General features: G+C 73.4%; 12 protein-coding genes. 8 read left to right on the top strand and 4 right to left on the bottom strand.

The genetic code is table 11. The annotated features are described in order from the left end of the window. The first annotated feature begins 317 nt into the window (after positions 1–317). Together ACFVHO_RS02670 and ACFVHO_RS02665 are read left to right on the top strand one after the other, a co-directional pair. The gene (locus tag ACFVHO_RS02670; protein ID WP_385709152.1) at positions 318–2,021 is read left to right on the top strand and encodes a PucR family transcriptional regulator; all 1,704 of its coding nucleotides are present in this window, start codon (positions 318–320) and stop codon (positions 2,019–2,021) included. A gap of 185 nt (positions 2,022–2,206) precedes the next feature. Then, positions 2,207–2,983: a hypothetical protein gene (locus tag ACFVHO_RS02665; protein ID WP_385709149.1), complete on the top strand. Its 777-nt coding sequence runs from the start codon at positions 2,207–2,209 to the stop codon at positions 2,981–2,983. A 78-nt stretch (positions 2,984–3,061) separates the two neighbouring features. Here ACFVHO_RS02665 and ACFVHO_RS02660 read toward each other — a convergent pair whose 3' ends face one another. Next, the gene (locus ACFVHO_RS02660) at positions 3,062–3,886 is read right to left on the bottom strand and encodes a GntR family transcriptional regulator (protein WP_385709375.1); all 825 of its coding nucleotides are present in this window, start codon (positions 3,884–3,886) and stop codon (positions 3,062–3,064) included. Positions 3,887–4,068: 182 nt separating this feature from the next. Between ACFVHO_RS02660 and ACFVHO_RS02655 the strand changes: the two genes are divergently transcribed. Continuing rightward, positions 4,069–4,938 carry a (2Fe-2S)-binding protein gene (locus ACFVHO_RS02655; protein ID WP_385709147.1) on the top strand — a complete coding sequence of 290 codons (870 nt, stop codon included), beginning with the start codon at positions 4,069–4,071 and terminating at the stop codon, positions 4,936–4,938. Between the two features lie 200 nt (positions 4,939–5,138). Next, positions 5,139–6,203 carry a DUF2637 domain-containing protein gene (locus ACFVHO_RS02650; RefSeq protein ID WP_385709144.1) on the top strand — a complete coding sequence of 355 codons (1,065 nt, stop codon included), beginning with the start codon at positions 5,139–5,141 and terminating at the stop codon, positions 6,201–6,203. Between the two features lie 312 nt (positions 6,204–6,515). Here the strand turns inward: ACFVHO_RS02650 and ACFVHO_RS02645 are convergent, their stop codons facing one another. Further along, positions 6,516–6,896 carry an ATP-binding protein gene (locus ACFVHO_RS02645; protein ID WP_385709372.1) on the bottom strand — a complete coding sequence of 127 codons (381 nt, stop codon included), beginning with the start codon at positions 6,894–6,896 and terminating at the stop codon, positions 6,516–6,518. A gap of 349 nt (positions 6,897–7,245) precedes the next feature. Here ACFVHO_RS02645 and ACFVHO_RS02640 point away from each other — a divergent pair, with 349 nt between their 5' ends. Further along, positions 7,246–10,308 (top strand): alpha-mannosidase, encoded by a 3,063-nt coding sequence (locus ACFVHO_RS02640; protein ID WP_385709141.1) that lies wholly within the window; start codon positions 7,246–7,248, stop codon positions 10,306–10,308. Positions 10,309–10,662: 354 nt separating this feature from the next. Here ACFVHO_RS02640 and ACFVHO_RS02635 read toward each other — a convergent pair whose 3' ends face one another. Both ACFVHO_RS02635 and ACFVHO_RS02630 read right to left on the bottom strand, forming a co-directional pair. After that, positions 10,663–12,405: a pyruvate dehydrogenase gene (locus ACFVHO_RS02635; protein WP_385709138.1), complete on the bottom strand. Its 1,743-nt coding sequence runs from the start codon at positions 12,403–12,405 to the stop codon at positions 10,663–10,665. Between the two features lie 54 nt (positions 12,406–12,459). Next, positions 12,460–14,280 carry a protein phosphatase 2C domain-containing protein gene (locus ACFVHO_RS02630; protein ID WP_385709136.1) on the bottom strand — a complete coding sequence of 607 codons (1,821 nt, stop codon included), beginning with the start codon at positions 14,278–14,280 and terminating at the stop codon, positions 12,460–12,462. A gap of 286 nt (positions 14,281–14,566) precedes the next feature. On the opposite strand from ACFVHO_RS02630, the gene ACFVHO_RS02625 reads away from it, so the two are divergent. The 3 genes from ACFVHO_RS02625 (at position 14,567) to ACFVHO_RS02615 (ending at position 18,655) form a co-directional block, all read left to right on the top strand. Continuing rightward, positions 14,567–15,646 (top strand): helix-turn-helix domain-containing protein, encoded by a 1,080-nt coding sequence (locus ACFVHO_RS02625; protein WP_385709133.1) that lies wholly within the window; start codon positions 14,567–14,569, stop codon positions 15,644–15,646. A 42-nt stretch (positions 15,647–15,688) separates the two neighbouring features. After that, positions 15,689–16,174: a DUF456 domain-containing protein gene (locus tag ACFVHO_RS02620; protein ID WP_385709130.1), complete on the top strand. Its 486-nt coding sequence runs from the start codon at positions 15,689–15,691 to the stop codon at positions 16,172–16,174. 162 nt (positions 16,175–16,336) lie between these two features. Beyond that, entirely contained in the window at positions 16,337–18,655 is a 2,319-nt protein-coding gene (locus ACFVHO_RS02615) for a Tat pathway signal sequence domain protein (protein WP_385709127.1), read from the top strand. Positions 18,656–18,704: the final 49 nt, after the last annotated feature.

The raw sequence follows: 18,704 nt of genomic DNA, 5'->3' as shown, positions 1-18,704 counted from the left end.
AGGCTGACGAGCCGGGGCGAACGTTCCGGCCAACGTTCTGGCCGAGGCTGTCCTTCGCCTCTCGACTACTCGTTCATGTGCTGTTAACGCGGAGTGGGGCAAGTACACCGCCCGGTCGTCCGATGGGGTCAGTCACCGAAACCATGAAGGAGTTGGCTGGCCAAGGCGCGAGTCTTGTAGATTCGTATGAAGAACGGTCCCCAGTAACCTCGCGGATTCCCTCTAGAAACCGCGACACCTTCGGGACTCCGCGACCCCGGGTTCGTCCGGGATCCCGGCCGGACATCAAATCGAGACAGATCGGCGGCGACGACACCATGCGGCTGCGCGCACTCCTTGACACCGACGCGCTGGGCCTCAGGCTGCTCGGCGGCGAGGACGAGCTGGACCGCACCGTGCGTGGCGTGATGACCACGGACCTGCGCGACCCCAGCCGCTACCTTGCGGGCGGCGAGCTGGTGCTCACCGGTCTCGCCTGGCGCAGGGACGCCTCGGACACCGAGCCTTTTGTACGTATTCTCGCAGCCGCCGGGGTCGCCGCGCTGGCCGCGGGCGAGGCGGAGCTGGGCTCCGTCCCCGACGACCTGGTGGAGGCGTGCGCCCGCCACCGCCTGCCGCTGTTCGCGGTCAACGAGTCGGTGGCGTTCGCGACGATCACCGAGCACGTCGTACGCCAGGTGTCCGGCGAGCGCGCCGGGGACCTGGCGGCCGTGGTGGACCGCCACCGCCGCCTGATGACCTCGGGCCCCGCGGGCGGCGGCCCCGACGTGGTCCTCGACCTGCTCGGCACCGACCTGGACCTGCGGGCCTGGGTGCTCTCCCCCGCCGGACGGCCCATCGCCGGCGCGGGCACGGCGGGCCCGGCCCTGCCCGCGGCGGTCTGCGCGCGGCTGGCCGGGGAGCAGCTCGCCGCCGCCAGGACGGGGCGCAGGGGCCCGCACCGGGTGAGCGTGGACGGCGTCACGTACTCCCTGTTCCCCATTCGGTCCAGTGGCCGGGGTGCGGTCAGCGCGTCCCGGGACGTGCGCGAGACGGTCCTGTCGGACTGGCTGCTCGCCGTCGAGGCGGACGCGGGCGACTGGCCCGAGGAGCGGCTCGACCTGCTCCAGGGCGTCACCCAGCTGATCGCCGTGGAGCGGGACCGCAGGGACGCGGCGCGCACGGTGCGCCGCCGCCTGGCCCAGGAAGTGCTCGAACTGGTCCAGACGGGTGCGGCGCCCGCCGAGATCGCGGCGCGTCTGCGGGTCGCGGCACCGGTGCTGCTGCCGGGCCTCGGGGCGGCGCCGCACTGGCAGGTCGTGGTGGCGCGGGTCGAGTGGAACGCAGCCAACTCAGCCGACGGCGCCGACGGCTCGGGCATCGAGGGCGGCCCGGTGGCCCAGTCGCTCCTGGAGGAGATCCTGGTCGACCCGACGGCGGCCGGACCCGACCCGTCCGACCGGATCGCGGTGGCCCACACGGGCGACGAGGCCATCGCGCTCGTGCCGCTGCCCGCGCTGTCCACCGAGGTGGACGGCGCCGAGCCGGGGCTGCTCGCGGACACGCTGCTCGCGGCCGTGCGGGAGCCGCTCTCGGCGGGCCTCGCGGACGACGGGCGGCTCACGATCGGCGTCAGCGCGTCCGTGCACTCGGCGGAGGGCCTGCGGGGCGCCCTGGAGGAGGCCCGGCACGCCCGCAGGGTCGCCGCGGCGCGGCCCGGCCGGGTGTGCGCGGCGGGCCACCAGGAGCTGGCCTCGCACGTGCTGCTGCTGCCCTTCGTCCCCGACGACGTGCGCCGCGCGTTCACCGCGCGCCTGCTCGACCCGCTGCGCGAGTACGACCGCAGGCACCGCGCCGAGCTCATCCCGACCCTCGAGGCGTTCCTCGACTGCGACGGCTCCTGGACGCGCTGCGCGACCCGGCTGCACCTGCACGTCAACACGCTGCGCTACCGGGTCGGGCGTATCGAGCAGTTGACGGGCCGTGACCTTTCCCGACTTGAGGACAAGCTGGACTTCTTCCTGGCCCTGCGCATGAGTTGAGGCCCTCGGGCCGGATCCCAGGGGCCGCGGGCGTCTCCCCACGCCCCGCGGCCTCCGCCCGTCCCTCGGCTCTCGTTCCCCCTCGTTTGTGAAATCTTTCACCCATCCCCTTGGCCGAGCGCGCCGATCCGTGCTGAGATTCGCCCACGACTCAACAGCTCAATGGCGCGCTAGGGGAGGGCAACGTGGCGCATACCGCCATGTCTGGTACCGGAACGAACGCTTCGAACGATCCACTCCAGACCGCGGTATGGCGGCTGCGCTCGCGCGGCTGCTGGACCGACGCGGCGGCGCTGCTCGCCACCCGAGAGGGCGCGGACGTCGCCGTCCAGAGAACCTCGCTCCTCATCGAGCGCTGCCTGTTCACCGGCGACGGCTGGGACGAGGCCGAGGACAGCCTGCGGACGGCGGAGGCGGTCGCCGACGATGACGACGCCCGCGGCGCCGCCGCCTGCGAACGCGGCCAACTCGCTTACGCAGCAACGGTGTTGGGTGTACGGGACCGGGCCGACGAGGCCCGCACCGCGCTCGGCAGGGCCGCCGCGCTGCTCGCCCCCGGCTCCTCCGGGCGCCCCCTCCTGGACTTCCGCCGCGGCCTGATCGCCGAGCACATCGCGGACTCCCCGCAGGCGGCCCGTGCCGCCTACCGCCGCGCCCACGCCGGCGCCACCGCCCACGACGACCCGCTCCTCCTCTCCTTCACCTGGCGCCACCTCGCCGGACTCGCCCTGCGCGAGGGCGAGTTGGCCGACGCCCGACACGGCTTCGCGGAGTCCCTGCGCATCCGTGAGGAACTCGGCTTCCTCGTCGGCACGGCCCCGGCCCTGGCCGCCCTCGCGGACGCGGAACCCGAACCGGAGGCGTCCCGGCTGCGCGCCGAGGCCACCCGTCTGTTCCGCCTCCTGGGCGGGGTGCCGTCGTGGCTCGCGGCACAGCTGACGCCGCCGGCTCCGGCGGCCTGAGGCCGCGGGGGCACGGCGGCCCGGGCGGGTGGCGCCGCCCGCCCGGGTGTTCCCGCCAGGGCGGGCGATCCCGTCAGGTCAGCCGTCGCCGCCCGTGAAGTGTTCGCGCACCAGGGACTGGACCACCGGGAGGTCGCGGGCGACCAGGGCGTCCAGGAGGGCCATGTGCTCGGCGGCGTCGGCCACGAGGTCGGCGCGGCGGCCCGCGACAGGGCCCGTGACCAGGGGCCACTGGGAGCGGCGGTGCAGGTCGTCGGCGACCTGGACGAGCTGCTGGTTGCCGGAGAGGCCGAGCAGGGCGCCGTGGAAGGCCCGGTCCGCCTCGGCGTAGCGGGCCAGGTCGGCGCAGGCCGCGGCGGCCACGGTCGCCTCCGCCAGGGGGCGCAGCCGCGCCCAGGCCTCCGCGGGCACGGTGCGGGCGAGCCGCAGCATCACCGGCACCTCGATCAGCGCCCGCACCTCGGCCAGCTCCCCCAGCTCACGCGCGCCGCGCCGGGTGACCCGGAAGCCGCGGTTGGGGACCACCTCCACCGCGCCTTCGAGCGCGAGCTGCTGCATCGCCTCGCGCACGGGCGTCGCCGAGACCCCGAAGCGCTCGCCGAGCGCCGGGGCGGAGTACACCTCGCCCGGCGCCAGCTCGCCGCCCACCAGGGCCGCGCGCAGGGCGTCGAGCACTTGCCCGCGCACGGAGGCGCGCTGCATGGGCTTGCGCGGGGGCGGCACGCCGAGATGCCGGGAAGGGCCAGGAACAGCCGATATGCCCGAGATGGCGTCATCCGGCGCGTCGAGGGCGCCGCCGCCCCCGTCGGGCCCGTCGTGCGTGTGCTCACCCCGCGCCGCCGCGTCCGCCTGTCGCACCTCCGACCGCTCCGGCTGCTCCGGCACGCGCCCGGCGGCGCGCATGGCGGTCACATCCGCCGTCCGCGCTCCCGCCCGCTCCACGCTTGCCTCCCGCACTTCCGTGCCCCGTCAGTCCGAAACGTACGAGAAGCACCATAGGCGGACACGACCGCAGTTGAAACCTCGATCATGTTGGGTAAGGTTAGGCTTACCTGCAATCGATCGTGATTCGGTGGTCCCCGCGCATGTCCGTTCCCACCCTGGAAAGCGGCGCTCGACGTACGGAGCGCGCTCAGAGCCCCGTCACCGCCGCCTACGCCCGCCTCACCGAGGTGTTCCCCGGGCTGCGCATCCAGGAGCTGGCCGAGGACGAACAGCCGCCGCGGGGCGGTGGCTGGGTGGGCGCGGCCGGGCTCGCGGAGGCCGGGCCCGAGTTCGAGGAGTTCCTCGCCTGGGACGACGCGCAGGTCATCAAGGACTACGGCCAGCAGGCCCGCCCGGACGTCGTCGCCAGCTTCGGCCTGCACCGCTACGCCTGGCCCGCCACCCTGCTGTTCACGGTGCCGTGGTTCCTCCAGCGCCGGGTGCCGAGCTACCCCGTCGACAACGTCTTCTTCCAGCGCGCCCTCGGGAAGATCGCGGTGCGCCCGGGCGGATTCGTCTGCCTGCCGGACGACCCGGCGGCCGCGCTGCCCGGCGCCCGCGTCGTCGCGGACGAGGAGGCGCTGCGCGCCGAGCTGCGGGCTGCCGTGGCCGAGCACATGGGACCGCTGCTCGACGGCTTCGGCCCGCGCATGCGGCGCCGGGGCCGGGCACTGTGGGCCGTCGCCACGGACGAGATCGTCGAGGGCCTCTGGTACGTGGCCCACCTCCTCGGCGAGGAGCAGCGCGCCACGACCGAGCTGGAGCAGCTGCTCCCGGGCGCCACGAAGCCGTACGTGGGCACGGCCGCGTTCCGCGAACTCACCGGGCCGAACGGCGAGAAGCTGCCCACCCGGGACCGCGCGAGCTGCTGCATGTTCTACACGCTGCGGCCCGCCGACACCTGCGTCACCTGCCCCCGCATGTGCGACGCGGACCGCGTCGCCCGGCTGACGGCCGACGCGGCGAGCTGACGCCCCCGGCGAACCACCCCTTCGTGCGCGTTTAATCGAACCCGATTCCAGCGTCTCACGCGTGAGTTCGAGGTATTCGGCGCTCGGTACGGCCTTCACCACCCCCTTGGCGTCCTCTTGCCCGAAAACCGCCTTGGGCGCCGTGCGCGGTGGGCCACTATGGCGCCCGAACTCGCCCTACGCGACGCAAGGGACGCCAGATGAGACTGACCGACATATCGCTGGACTGGCTGCTGCCCGGCGGGATCCTGCTCCTGGGCATGGCAGTCGCGGTGGCGGTACTCGCGCGGGGCAGGAAGGCCCAGGCGAAAGTGGCCACCAGCGACGACTCGTGGGAACGCAACGAGGAGCGCCGCAGGCGCAAGGAAGCCGTCTACGGCACCGCCTCCTACGTCCTCCTCTTCTGCTGCGCGGCGGTCGCCGCCGCCCTCTCCTTCCACGGACTCGTCGGCTTCGGCCGACAGAATCTGAACCTCTCCGGCGGCTGGGAGTACCTGGTCCCCTTCGGCCTCGACGGCGCCGCCATGTTCTGCTCCGTCCTCGCGGTGCGCGAGGCCAGCCACGGTGACGCCGCGCTCGGCTCGCGGCTCCTGGTCTGGACGTTCGCCGGGGCCGCCGCCTGGTTCAACTGGGTGCACGCGCCGCGCGGCATCGGGCACGCCGGTGCCCCGCAGTTCTTCGCCGGGATGTCGCTGTCCGCGGCCGTCCTCTTCGACCGGGCCCTGAAGCAGACCCGCCGGGCCGCGCTGCGCGAGCAGGGGCTCGTGCCGCGGCCGCTGCCGCAGATCCGCATCGTGCGGTGGCTGCGGGCGCCCCGGGAGACCTTCGGCGCGTGGTCGCTGATGCTGCTCGAAGGCGTACGCACCCTCGACGAGGCCGTCGAGGAGGTCCGCGAGGACCGGCGCGAGAAGGAGCAGGCGCGCACGCGACGGCGGGACCAGGAGAAGCTGGAGCGGGCGCAGCTCAAGGCCATCAGCCGGGGGCATCGTGGGTACCACGGGCGCGGTGGCCGTCAGGTGGACGTCCAGATGGGTTCCACGGGAGGGTCCGCGCAGGTCGGCGCGGACCCTGCCATAGCGGCGCCATCGCCATCCCCGTCCCAGGACGAGCTTCCCGTACGGTCCCGGCCCTCCCTTCAGGCCGTCCCGAATGACCCGTCCGCACCGGTCACCGTCGACCTCACCGCCGAGGACGACACCCAGACGTTGCCCCGGCTCGACTCGCTGGAGCAGAAGCTGAAGGATCTGGAGCAGCAGTTCGGCTGACGGCTCGGCCGGAGGCACCCTCGATCGGCCTCCGGCCTCGTCCTCAATCGCCGGACAGGCTCTCTCCCACCCACCCGCCCAAACTCGCACCACCAGCTCAACAGCCCGGCACTCTCAGCCCCGAAACGACTTGCCCACCCAGCCCGCCTCGGCGATGTTTCCAGCCCGTCCGGCGATTGAGGACGAGGCGCGGAGCGCCGATTCGGCGGAGGACCGTCCCACCCGAAGGGGACACCGACGGGAGGCCGGGGTCCAGGGGGCGCAGCGCCCCGGTTTCGGAGAAGGGGCGGGACCGGGGCGCCCCGCGAGGGATCAGCCCGCGTCCCCGTCCAACTCGAACCACACCACCTTGCCCACCCCGTGCACCCGCACCCCCCACGCGTCGGCGAGGGACTGGACGAGGAGCAGCCCACGCCCGTGGGTGTCCTCGGCGTTCCCGGGCGCCCGCGGCAGCGGCCGCCGCCCCACGAAGTCCCGGACCTCGACCCGCAGCCGCCGCGGCCCCACCGTGGCGGTCAGAATCGCGTCCCGGTCCGTATGGACGAGCGCATTGGTGACCAGCTCACTGGCCAACAGCTCCGCGGTCTCGGCCCGCCCGGGCCGCCCCCAGTGCCGCAGCAGTTCCCGTAACGCACCCCGCACCTCGGACACCGCCCGTAAGTCGGCACGCCCGAGCCGCCGCCGTAACTGCATCCGGCCGACCCCCACCGCGCCCCCGGCCGACTCGTCCCCGCGTCGCGGAGCGGATGCCTCCCCACCGGCGGCTTCGACGGCTTCAACGGAACCCACCGAACCGGTGGCAGCTCCTCCTCTTAGGTGTCTCATCATGACCCCGCCCACCCGATGACCACTGTGACCAAGCCCCCCGACCGGTCTCCGACTCGAACACGCTCACGGGATGCATTCCCGTCCCGCCAAGCCGCACTCATGTCCATTCGTCAATCAAGGGGACGGATGCGCCGATGGGTTGGGGGGAAGTGAAGCCGAGTACGCCCTGATCGCCCCCGATCGACCCCGTGAGCGACCACGCGAAGGAGCCGCTGTGCACGACGACCGAACGCTGGTGGAGGAGCGCCTGGAGCGCGCGCTGCGGCAGTTCATCAGGCCCGCCCAGTACGCGGCGCGGGTGCCGCTCTCCCTGTCCGTGTGGCACGCGCCGGGCGAGCCGGTGCCCGTGGGCGAGGCACTCGCGGAGACGTATGAGCCGTTCGAGGCCGGATCCGACTGGGGAAAGCCCTGGTCGACGAGCTGGTTCCGGCTCGAGGGCGAGGTGCCCCGGGAGTGGGAGGGGCGACAGGTGGAGGCGGTGATCGATCCCGGGTTCACCGGGGAGGGGCCGGGCTTCCAGGCGGAGGGTCTGGTGTACGACGCCTCGGGGGTGCCGCTGAAGGGCATTCACCCGCGCAACCGTCATGTGCCGGTGGCCACCCGCGCCCGGGGCGGCGAGCCGGTGCGCCTGCTGCTTGAAGCGGCAGCCAACCCGACGGTGCTGCACGACTTCGTACCGACCCCGCTCGGCGACATCCTGACGGCCGGCGATCGGCCCATCTACCGATTCGCGGCTGCCGACCTCGCCGTACTCGACGAGCCCGTCTGGCACCTCGTCCTGGACATCGAGGTCCTCTCGGAGCTCATGCGGGAGTTGAACACGGGACAGCCGCGACGGCACGAGATCCTGCGGGCCCTTGAGGACATGCTCGACACGCTCGATCTGCACGACGTCTCCGGCACCGCCGCCGCGGCCCGCGCCGAGCTCGCCGAGGTGCTCGCGCGGCCCGCGCACGCCAGCGCCCACCGCGTATCGGCTGCCGGGCACGCGCATATCGACTCGGCGTGGCTGTGGCCGCTGCGCGAGACGGTGCGCAAGGCGTCCCGTACGTTCGCCAATGTGACGGCGCTCGCGCGTGACTATCCGGAGCTGGTGTTCGCCTGCTCGCAGGCGCAGCAGTACGCGTGGGTGAAGGAGCACCAGCCGCACATCTGGGAGCGCATCAAGAAGGCCGTCACGGACGGGAACTGGGCTCCGGTGGGGTCGATGTGGGTGGAGTCGGACGCCAACATGCCGGGCGGTGAGGCGCTGGCGCGGCAGATCGTGCACGGGAAACGGTTCTTCCAGGAGGAGTTCGGGGTCGACACGGAGGAGATCTGGCTGCCGGACTCCTTCGGATACACCGCCGCCTTCCCGCAGTTGGCGAAGCTCGCGGGCGTACGGTGGTTCCTCACCCAGAAGCTGAGCTGGAACCAGTCCAACAAGATGCCGCACCACACCTTCTGGTGGGAGGGCATCGACGGGACGCGGGTCTTCACGCACTTCCCGCCGGTGGACACGTACAACTCCCAGCTGCACGGCACCGAACTCGCCCACGCGGAGCGGAACTTCGCCGACAAGGGCCGGGCGACGCGCTCCCTGGTGCCGTTCGGCTGGGGCGACGGCGGCGGCGGTCCGACCCGCGAGATGCTGGAGCGGGCGCGCCGCCTGCGTTCCCTGGAGGGCTCGCCGCGCGTCGAGGTCGAGCGCCCTTCGGCGTTCTTCGCGGCGGCCGAGGAGGAGTACGGCGAGCGGGCGCCGGTGTGGTCCGGGGAGCTGTATCTGGAGCTGCACCGGGCGACGTACACCTCGCAGGCGGCCACCAAGCGCGGCAACCGGCGCAGTGAACACGCCCTGCGCGAGGCTGAGTTGTGGTGCGCGGTGGCCGCCGTGAAGGACCCGGGGTACGCCTATCCGTACGACGACCTGGACCGGCTGTGGAAGACGGTCCTGCTGCACCAGTTCCACGACATCCTGCCCGGATCCTCCATCGCCTGGGTGCACCGCGAGGCCCGCGACACCTACGCACGCGTCCTCGCCGAGCTGGACTCGCTCACCGCCGAGGCGGTGCGGCACCTCGGCGGCGGCGAGGCCTCGGTGCTCAACTCCTCGCCGTACGAGCGGAGTGAGGTCGTCGAGCACGAGGGGCGGCTCGTGCACGTGAGCGTCGGCGGGCTCGGCACCCGCGGGCTCGCGGAGGCCGCCGGGCAGGAGCGGGAGGCGGGGGCGGTGACCTCGGCGACCCGCACGGGCCAGGAGATCGTCCTCTCCAACGAGCACCTGCGCGTCACCGTCGACTCCGACGGCCTCATCGCCTCCGTCCTCGACCGGGCCGCCGACCGGGAGGTCCTCGCCCCCGGCAGCCGCGGCAACCTCCTCCAGCTGCACCCCGACCACCCCACCCACTACGACGCGTGGGACCTCGACAAGCACTACCGCCACCGCCACACCGACCTCACGGCGGCGGAGTCGGTCGAGCTGGTCGAGGACGGGCCGCTGCGGGCGTCCGTGCGGGTCGTCCGCGTCTTCGGCGCCGGGTCGCGGATCACCCAGGAGCTGCGGCTCGCCGCGGGCAGCCGCCGCCTCGACGTCGTCACCGAAGTCGAGTGGCGCGAGTCGGAGAAGGTCCTCAAGGCCGCCTTCCCGCTGGACGTGCAGGCCGAGAGGTCCGCCGCGGAGATCCAGTTCGGGCACGTGCAGCGGCCCACGCACGCCAACACCTCCTGGGACGCGGCGCGTTTCGAGATCTGTGCGCATCGGTGGCTGCGGGTGGCCGAGGACGGGTACGGGGTCGCGGTGCTCAACGACTCCACGTACGGGCACGACGTGACCCGGGTCGCGCACGCCGAGGGGCTCGGCACCACCGTCCGGCTCACGCTGCTGCGCGCGCCGCACAGTCCCGACCCCGAGACCGATCTCGGCACCCATCACTTCGCCTACGCGCTGCTGCCCGGTGCCGGGACGGGGGACGCCGTCGCGGAGGGGCTTGCCCTCAATCTGCCGCTGCGGGTCGCCTCGGCACCCGCGGTGGCGCCCCTCGTGCGGGTCGACCACCCCGGGGTGACCGTCGAGTCCGTCAAGCTCGCGGAGGACCGCAGTGGGGACGTGGTGGTGCGCCTGTACGAGTCCCGGGGTGGGCGGGCCCGTGCCGTGCTCACCACGTCCTTCCCCGTCACCCGCGCCGACGTCACGGACCTCCTGGAACGCCCCCTCCACCCGGCCGACACCTCCGGCGCGGGCCTCTCCCTCACCCTCCGCCCCTTCCAGATCCTGACCTTGCGCCTACGCCCGGCGTAGCCCTCGCGGGGGCGCCCCAGTCCCACCCCTTCTCCGATCCCGGGGGTGGGTGTCCCGTTGCCGTGGGACGGGGGCGCCCCCGAATCGGCGCTCCGCGCCTCGTCCTCAAACTCCCCCAAGCTCTTAAGGAGCAGGGGGGACCCCCACGACGGGCTGAAAACTTGCCCGGGGCGGGCCGGAGAGGCGCTGCGGGGCGAGTCGAAGCGGCGCTGCGGGGGTGGGCGCTGTGGGCGAGGGCGCTGTGGGCGAGGTGCTTCGGGGCTGATGGTGCCAGGCTGTTGGGCTGCTAGTGCAAGTTCGGGCGGGTGGGTGGGAGATAGCCCGTCCGGCGTTTGAGGACGAGTGGCGGTCGGGTCAGGGTCGGGGCACGTTGCGCAGGTTGGAGCGGGCCAGTTGGAGCATGCGGCCCACCCCGCCGTCGAGGACGATCTTGCTGGCGGAGAGGGCGAAGCCGGTGACCATCTCCGAGCTGATCTTGGGCGGGATGGACAGCGCGTTGGGGTCGGTGACGATGTCGACGAGGGCGGGGCCCTTGTGCGAGAAGGCGTCCTTGAGGGCGCCCGCGAGCTGTTTGGGCTTCTCGACGCGGACGCCGTAGGCACCGGCGGCCCGGGCGACGGCGGCGAAGTCGGGGTTGTGGTTGCTGGTGCCGTACGAGGGCAGCCCGGCGACGAGCATCTCCAACTCCACCATGCCGAGGGAGGAGTTGTTGAAGAGGACGACCTTCACCGGCAGGTCGTACTGGACGAGGGTGAGGAAGTCGCCCATCAGCATGGAGAACCCGCCGTCGCCCGACATGGAGATCACCTGCCGCTTGCGGTCGGTGAACTGGGCGCCGATCGCCTGCGGAAGGGCGTTGGCCATGGAGCCGTGGCTGAAGGAGCCGATGATGCGGCGCTTGCCGTTGGGCGAGATGTAGCGGGCGGCCCAGACGTTGCACATGCCGGTGTCGACGGTGAAGACGGCGTCGTCGGCGGCGAGGTCGTCGAGGACGGAGGCGACGTACTCCGGGTGGATCGGGATGTGCTTCTCGACCTTGCGGGTGTACGCCTTCACGACGCCTTCGAGCGCGTCCGCGTGCTTCTTCAGCATCTTGTCGAGGAATTTGCGGTTCGACTTCGGCAGGACGCGCGGGGTGAGGCAGCGCAGGGTCTCGCGCACGTCGCCCCAGACGGCGAGGTCGAGCTTGGAGCGGCGGCCGAGGCGTTCGGGCCGCACGTCGACCTGGGCGATCTTGACGTCGTCGGGCAGGAAGGCGTTGTACGGGAAGTCCGTGCCGAGCAGGATGAGGAGGTCGCACTCGTGGGTGGCCTCGTACGCGGCGCCGTAGCCGAGCAGTCCGCTCATGCCGACGTCGTACGGGTTGTCGTACTGGATCCACTCCTTGCCCCGCAGGGCGTGCCCCACCGGGGACTTGATCTTCTCGGCGAACTCCATCACCTCGGCGTGCGCGCCCGCCGTGCCGCTGCCGCAGAAGAGGGTGACCCGGTCGGCCTCGTCGATCATTGCGGCGAGCTTGTCGATCTCGGTGTCGCCGGGCCGCACGGAGGGCCGTGAGGTCACGAGGGCGGTCTCGGCGGCCTTGTCCGGGGCGGGCTCGGAGGCGATGTCGCCGGGCAGGGACACCACGCTGACGCCCGACTGGCCGACGGCGTGCTGGATGGCGGTCTGGAGCAGACGCGGCATCTGCTTGGGGTTGGAGATCAGTTCGCTGTAGTGGCTGCACTCGCGGAACAGCTGGTCGGGGTGGGTCTCCTGGAAGTAGCCGAGGCCGATCTCGGAGGACGGGATGTGGGAGGCGAGGGCCAGGACCGGGGCCATGGAGCGGTGCGCGTCGTAGAGGCCGTTGATGAGGTGCAGGTTGCCGGGGCCGCAGGAGCCCGCGCAGGCGGCGAGGGAGCCGGTGATCTGCGCTTCCGCGCCGGCCGCGAAGGCGGCGGTCTCCTCGTGCCTGACCTGGATCCAGTCGATCGCCTTGGTGCGGCGGATCGCGTCGACGACGGGGTTCAGGCTGTCCCCGACGACTCCGTAGAGGCGTTTGACTCCGGCGCGTACGAGGATGTCGACGAACTGCTCGGCGACGTTCTGCTTGGCCATCTCTTCATGCACCCCTTCGCTCTCGTTGGGTCCATGAATTCACAGCGGCGCCGCTCACGCCTCCCAAACGGCGGCAACGGTGCGATCGTCCGCGTAGCCCTTCACCCGCACCTGGGTGTCGGCGAGGAACGCGGCGAGTCCCGGTGGGCCGCCCTCGGCCCATCTGCGGGTGAGGTGGCGGGACAGCTCCGGTTCGCCGCGCAGCGGCTCGGCGAGGCCGCCGCTGCACAGCAGCAGGGTGTCGCCCGGGCGGGCGACGGAGGCCCGGAAGCGGAAGGGGTCGCGCGGCGGCGCGGGCGCGGGCTCGTAGGGGCTCGGGGGTGTGGTGATCCCCAGGTCCATGGTGAGCCGGTCGCCGTCGGGGGTCTCGGCGGGCGGTGAGCCGAAGCCGACGACGGGCTCGCCCGCCGTGTCCGCCGTGCGCGGCTCTATGTCCTGCCACTCGCCGCCGCGCAGCCGGAACAGGCCGCCCGCGCCGATGCCGAAGAACACGCGGGTGCGGCAATCGGGGTCGGCGGGCAGCAGCAGACAGCGCAGCGTCGCCGTGTACTCGTCCGGTTCCAGGCCGAGTTCGGCGGCGCGGGCGCGGAGCTTGCCGAGGCTGCGGTCGGTGAGGCGGTGCAGGCCCGACTTGAGGTCGCCGCGGCGCGCGGCGCGGATGTCCTGGGCGAGGCGGCTGTGGCTGCGGCCCACCGCGCGGCCGATCCACGCGCAGGCGTCGGCGGCGGCCCGGTGCGCGCCCGGCGTGGCGCGGGCGCCGGTGGCCATGGCGACCAGGACGAGGGCGTCCTCGCCGGTGCCGAAGCGGGCGGTGAGCAGCGCGTCGCGGCGCGGCTCGCCCCGGAACCGGGCCGAGTCGCCGCGCACGGACGCGGCGCGCAGGGTGCTCGTGCCGTAGCGCGCCCCGTCGAGCACGGTGTCGGCGATCAGCTCCTCCAAGGCGTCCGGGTCGGCCGCGGGCAGACCCGTCGGCTCCGCCTCGTAGGTGGGCGGCCCGTCCCCCACGTACGCGGGCACCCCGACCGGCACCTCCGTGTCGCCCCGCGCCGCCGCGTCGTCCTCTCCGGCGCCGCTCATCGCACTCCCCTCGGTCGATGCCCGCCCCTCGTCCGTCGAGGCCCCCGCGGGTTCGGCCTGCCGCCCCGAGGGGAACGTGACGGGCCCGGCGGTGGCGACGGTGGCCGCCCAGGGGGCGGGGGCGCGGTAGGCGGGAGGGTGGTGGGGGCGGTCGGGGGGCGGCCCGGTGGGCGGGGACGCGGGGCGCTCGGGGAGCGGTGGGGGTACGGGAGGCGCGGGGGTTCCGGGTGGGGCGGGCGGGGCTGGAGGCGCGGTCCGGGCTGCCTCCGTCGTCGGTGGCTGGGGTGTCTCCGGGGCTGAGGGCCGAGGGGGCTCCGGAACCGTCGGCCGAGGGGGCGCGGGGGTCGGCGGCCGGGGTGGCTGTGGTGGTTCGGGCGCGGGGCGCTCGGGTGGCCGAGGGGGCGATGCGGTCAACCAGTCCGGGAGGGCTTGGCGTCGGTCGGGGGCGGGCTCGCGCTCGGCCGGGTCGGCGTCGCGCGGTCCGGGCTCCCCCTGGGCCGACGCCAGGTCACCGGACGCCTCGCCCCGTTGCCCGGGAACTCCCGGTGGTCCGGAGCCCTCGGCACGCTCGTCCCGGTCCGAGTCCCCGTCCCCGCCGTCCCCGCCGTCCCCGCCGTCCCCGCCGTCGTCCCCGTCGGCCACCGTGTCCGACGCCGAGGCGAAGCGGTCGTCCAGGGTGTCGGCTGCCTTGGCCGGGCCCGTGTCGTCCTTCGACTCGTCGTACAACTGGCCCCACCAGTCGTCCTCCTGGCCGGAACGGGCCCCGTGACCGGTGTGCCTCTCCCCCTGCTGGCTCATGCCCCTATTGTCCACCGCACAGGGCGTACGAAAACGGTGCATCAAGAAATTCCGCCCGTCGCGGGCGGGGGTGGGCCGGGGTGGCGCGCGAAGCGCCGGGCGGCCCCACCCCCCACGGGAGGACCGCCCGACGCAGGGGGACACCTTGGCAGACCGGTGGGTGCTGCGGGGATGATGTTCGCGGCGGGTTTACGCCGTGGCTGCTTTCCGCCACGGCGGGCGGACCGCGCCAGGACGATCGGGAGGCCCGGCCTGCCCGGAACGCATCGGGGAGGGACGTCGCCGCATGCTGGCTGCGATAGGTCTGGACGAGACGCACGAGGCGGCGTACCGCGCGCTGGTGTCGGTGGGCGCCGCCGACGTGCCCGACCTGGCGCGCCGGCTGACGCTGGGCGAGCCGGAGACCGAGCGGGCGCTGCGCCGCCTGGAGCGGCACGGCCTGGCCGCGCAGGCCTCGGGCCGGGCGGGCCGCTGGGTGGCGGCGCCGCCCGGGGTCGCCCTCGGCGCGCTGCTCACCCAGCACCGGCACGAGCTGGAGAAGGCCGAGCTCGCGGCGACGCTGCTCGCCGAGGAGTACCGCGCGCGGGCCGCGGAGCCCACCGTCCACGACCTGGTCGAGGTGGTGACCGGCGCGGCCGCCGTCTCCCAGCGCTTCCTGCAGCTCCAGCTCGGCGCGAGCCGCGAGGTGTGCGCCCTTGTGACGGGCAGGCCGGTGGCGGTCACGGGCGTGGAGAACGACGCGGAGGAGCAGGCCGCGAACCGGGGGGTGCGCTACCGCGTGGTCATCGAGCGCGAGGTCCTCGCCGCGCCCACGGGGCTCATGGAGGTCGCTGCGGCGATGCGGCGCGAGGAGCGGATCCGGGTCGCGGACCGCGTGCCCACGAAGCTGGTGGTCGCCGACGGCACCCTCGCGATGGTGCCGCTGACGTCGCGGACGGCGGAGCCCGCCGCGCTCGTGGTGCACGCGAGCGGCCTCCTGGAATCCCTGACGGGCCTGTTCGAGGCGGTCTGGCGGACGGCTCTTCCGCTGCGCCTCGGCGAGGACGACGCGGTGCGCGAGGCGGGCGCCGAAGGTCCGGACGGCACGGATCTGGAGGTCCTCTCGCTGCTCCTGGCCGGGATGACCGACGCCAGCGTCGCCAAACAGCTCGATCTGGGCCTGCGGACCGTGCAGCGCCGGGTCAAGCGCCTGATGGAGCTGACCGGCGTGACGACCCGGCTCCAGCTCGGCTGGCACGCGTACGAACGCGGCTGGGTGGCCCGCGAGGCGGCCGCCGGGCCCGTCGCCGCGCTCCCGGCCCCGAGGGTCCCCGAGGTCACCGGGACGGCCCCCGGATCCGACCCCCACGCGAGCCCCCGGGACTGACCCCGACCTGCGGTTTCGTACCCGCTCCTGCACTCTGGGCAGATGGGAGCGTGGGAACTCCTGCTGGTCGGCGTGGTGATGCTGCTCGGCCTGTGCGGAGTGCTGGTGCCCGGCGTACCGGGGTCCTGGCTCGTATGGGCCGGGACCGCGTGGTGGGCGCTGCAGGACCCGAACGGGCTCGCCTGGGGTGTCCTCGTCGGCGCGACCCTGGTGCTCCTGCTGTCGCAGGCCGTGCGCTGGCAGTTGCCGCCGCGCCGGCTGCGCGAGTCGGGGGCGACCCATCGGATGGCCGCGTACGCGGGCGGGGGCGCCCTGCTCGGCTTCTGCGTGCTGCCGGTGCTCGGCGCGCTGCCGGGGTTCGTCGGCGGGCTGTACCTGGCGGAGCGGATACGGCTCGGGGGGCGCGGGGAGGCGGTGACGGCGGTGCGGACGGCGCTGCGGGCCGGGGGGTGGAGCGTGTTCGTGGAGCTGTTCGCGTGTCTGCTGATCGTGGGGGCGTGGGTGGGGGCGGCGGTCTGGGGCGGCTGAGGGCTCATTTCACTGCGGCTCGCTTCGCCCCGGCTCACTTCACCGCGGCTCTTTATCACTGCGGCTCTTTTACATCGGATCTCTCCTTTCTCATTGACGTACCCGTACGTCATCTCTAGCTTTCAGCGGCAGATACCTCCGATGACTTGGCCAGGAGGCCTGATGCCCAGCCCCTCCAGAAGAGCCGTGCTCGCCACCGGACCCGCGATCGGCGGGGCGGCCCTCGTCGGCGGACTGCCCGCGCGGGCCGCGGCGGCCGGCACACGGGAGCCGGAGCGTGCCGCGCCCGACCCCTGGCGCACCGTCCTGGACGACGCGGACATGGTCTGGCGGCGGATGCCGAGGACCTGGTACGAGGGCCCGTTCCTCGGCAACGGCTTCCTCGGCTCCGGGATCTACGCGGAGCCGGGCCGCGAGCAGGCGGCCGTCCGGTTCAACGTGCAGCACTCCGAGGTCCAGGACCACCGCCCGGAGTTCGGCTCGCTCTTCGGGCTCGCCCGGCTGCCGATCGGCCACTTCACCCTGGAGCCCGTCGGGGCGATCACCGGCCTCGACTGGCGGCTGCGGCTGCGCGACGCCGAGCTGACGGGGACGCTCACCACGGACCGGGGCACGCTCCGCGTCCGCGCGCACGTGCACAGTTCGCGTTCGGTCCTCGCCGTGGAGGTGACGGCGAGCGCGGGCGAGCGCGGCTTCCGCTGGGTGTTCCACCCGGCGGAGGCGATCAGCCCGCGCGCCGCCTTCAAGCCGCTGCCGACGGGCTACGAGGGCAATCCGCCCGCGCGTAGGGAGAGCCACGACGGGGTGTCGGCCGCCGTGCAGCCGCTGCTCGCGGGCGGGCAGCACGTCACCGCCTGGCGCGAGCAACGATGGGGCGGGGCAAGGACGTTGTACGTCCACGTGGCGCACTCGCACCCCAAGGCCACGGCCCGCGACCGGGCGGTGCGCGCCGTGCGGGCCGCCGCCCGGCTGCCGTACGACACGCTGGCCGCGCCGCACCGCGCCTGGTGGGACGCCTACTACCGCAAGAGCTTCCTGTCGCTGCCGGACGCCCGCATGCAGCGCTTCTACTGGATCCAGCTCTACAAGACGGCGGCGGCCGCCCGCCGCGACGCCCCGGTGATGGCGACCTGCGGGCCCTGGCTGGAGCCGACGCCGTGGCCGAACACCTGGTGGAACCTGAACGTGCAGCTGGAGTACTGGCTGATCCACGGCGCCAACCACCTCGAACTCGACGCCGTCACCCGGGCGTTGAGCGAGTTCCGGGACAACCTCGCCAAGGAGGTCGCCGCGCCCTACCGTGCGGACTCCCTCGGCGTGCCGCGCACCACCGACACCCGTCTGGTCAACGGCGCCTCGGTCACGGGCGGCGGCTACGGCGTGGGCGTTCCGGGCCAGGACCCTCCGACCCCCGAGGTCGGCAACCTCACCTGGGCGCTGCACAACGTCTGGCTGAGCTACCGCCACACCATGGACACCGCGATCCTGCGCGACGTCCTCTTCCCGCTCCTGCGCGGCGCCGTGAACTACTACCTGCACTTCCTCCAGCCGGGCCCGGACGGCAAGTTGCACCTCCCGGCGACCTTCTCGCCCGAGTACGGCGGCAACAGCAGGGACTGCAACTACGACCTGATGCTCCTCACGTGGGGCTGCCGCACACTCCTGGAAGCGGCCGAACTCCTGGGCGTGGAGGACGAGTTGGCGCCACGCTGGCGCGAGGTCCTGGCGAGGCTCGTCGCGTACCCCACCGACGCGAACGGCTACATGATCGGTGCCGACATCCCCTTCGCGAAGTCGCACCGCCACTACTCCCACCTCCTCGCGGTCTATCCGCTGTACGAGGTGACGGGCCGGGCGCCCGCCGAGAAGGCGCTGATCGAGAAGTCCCTCGCGCACTGGGTGGACTTCGAAGGAGCCCTCCAGGGCTACACGTTCACGGGCGCCGCGTCGATCTCGGCGCTGCTCGGCAAGGGCGAGGACGCGCTCAAATACCTGGGTCAGCTGATGAGCCGCTTCATCCAGGCGAACACCATGTACAAGGAGTCGGGCCCGGTCATCGAGACCCCACTGTCGGCCGCGCAGTCGCTGCACGACATGGTCTGCCAGTCCTGGGGCGACGTCATCCGCGTCTTCCCCGCGCTGCCCGCCGCGTGGCCGGACCTGGTGGTCCACGACTTCCGCACCCAGGGGGCGTTCCTGCTCAGCGCGGTGCGGGAGCGGGGGGCGACGCGGTGGGTGCGCCTGGTGAGCGAGGCGGGCGCGCCGTGCGTCGTGCGGCACGGCATCGCGGGTCCGGTCGAGGTGCGGGACGCGCGGGGGCGGCCGCTGCCGTACGAGGACGCGGGCGGCGGCGCGCTCCGCATCACCATCGGCAAGGGCGGCTCGGCGCTGATCACGGCCCGGGGAGACCGCCCCGACCTGCGGATCAGGCCGGTCAAACCGGGCGCCGACGCGCCGAGATGGGGGCTGCCCGCGAGCTGACGGGGCGTTGACACCAAGAGCCGAAACGACTTAGGTATGCCTTACCTAA

Source organism: Streptomyces sp. NPDC127108 (genome assembly GCF_042677545.1).
GTDB lineage: Bacteria > Actinomycetota > Actinomycetes > Streptomycetales > Streptomycetaceae > Streptomyces.
Note: the sequence above shows the minus strand (reverse complement) of the source record. Positions and strands in the feature narration are given on the sequence as shown.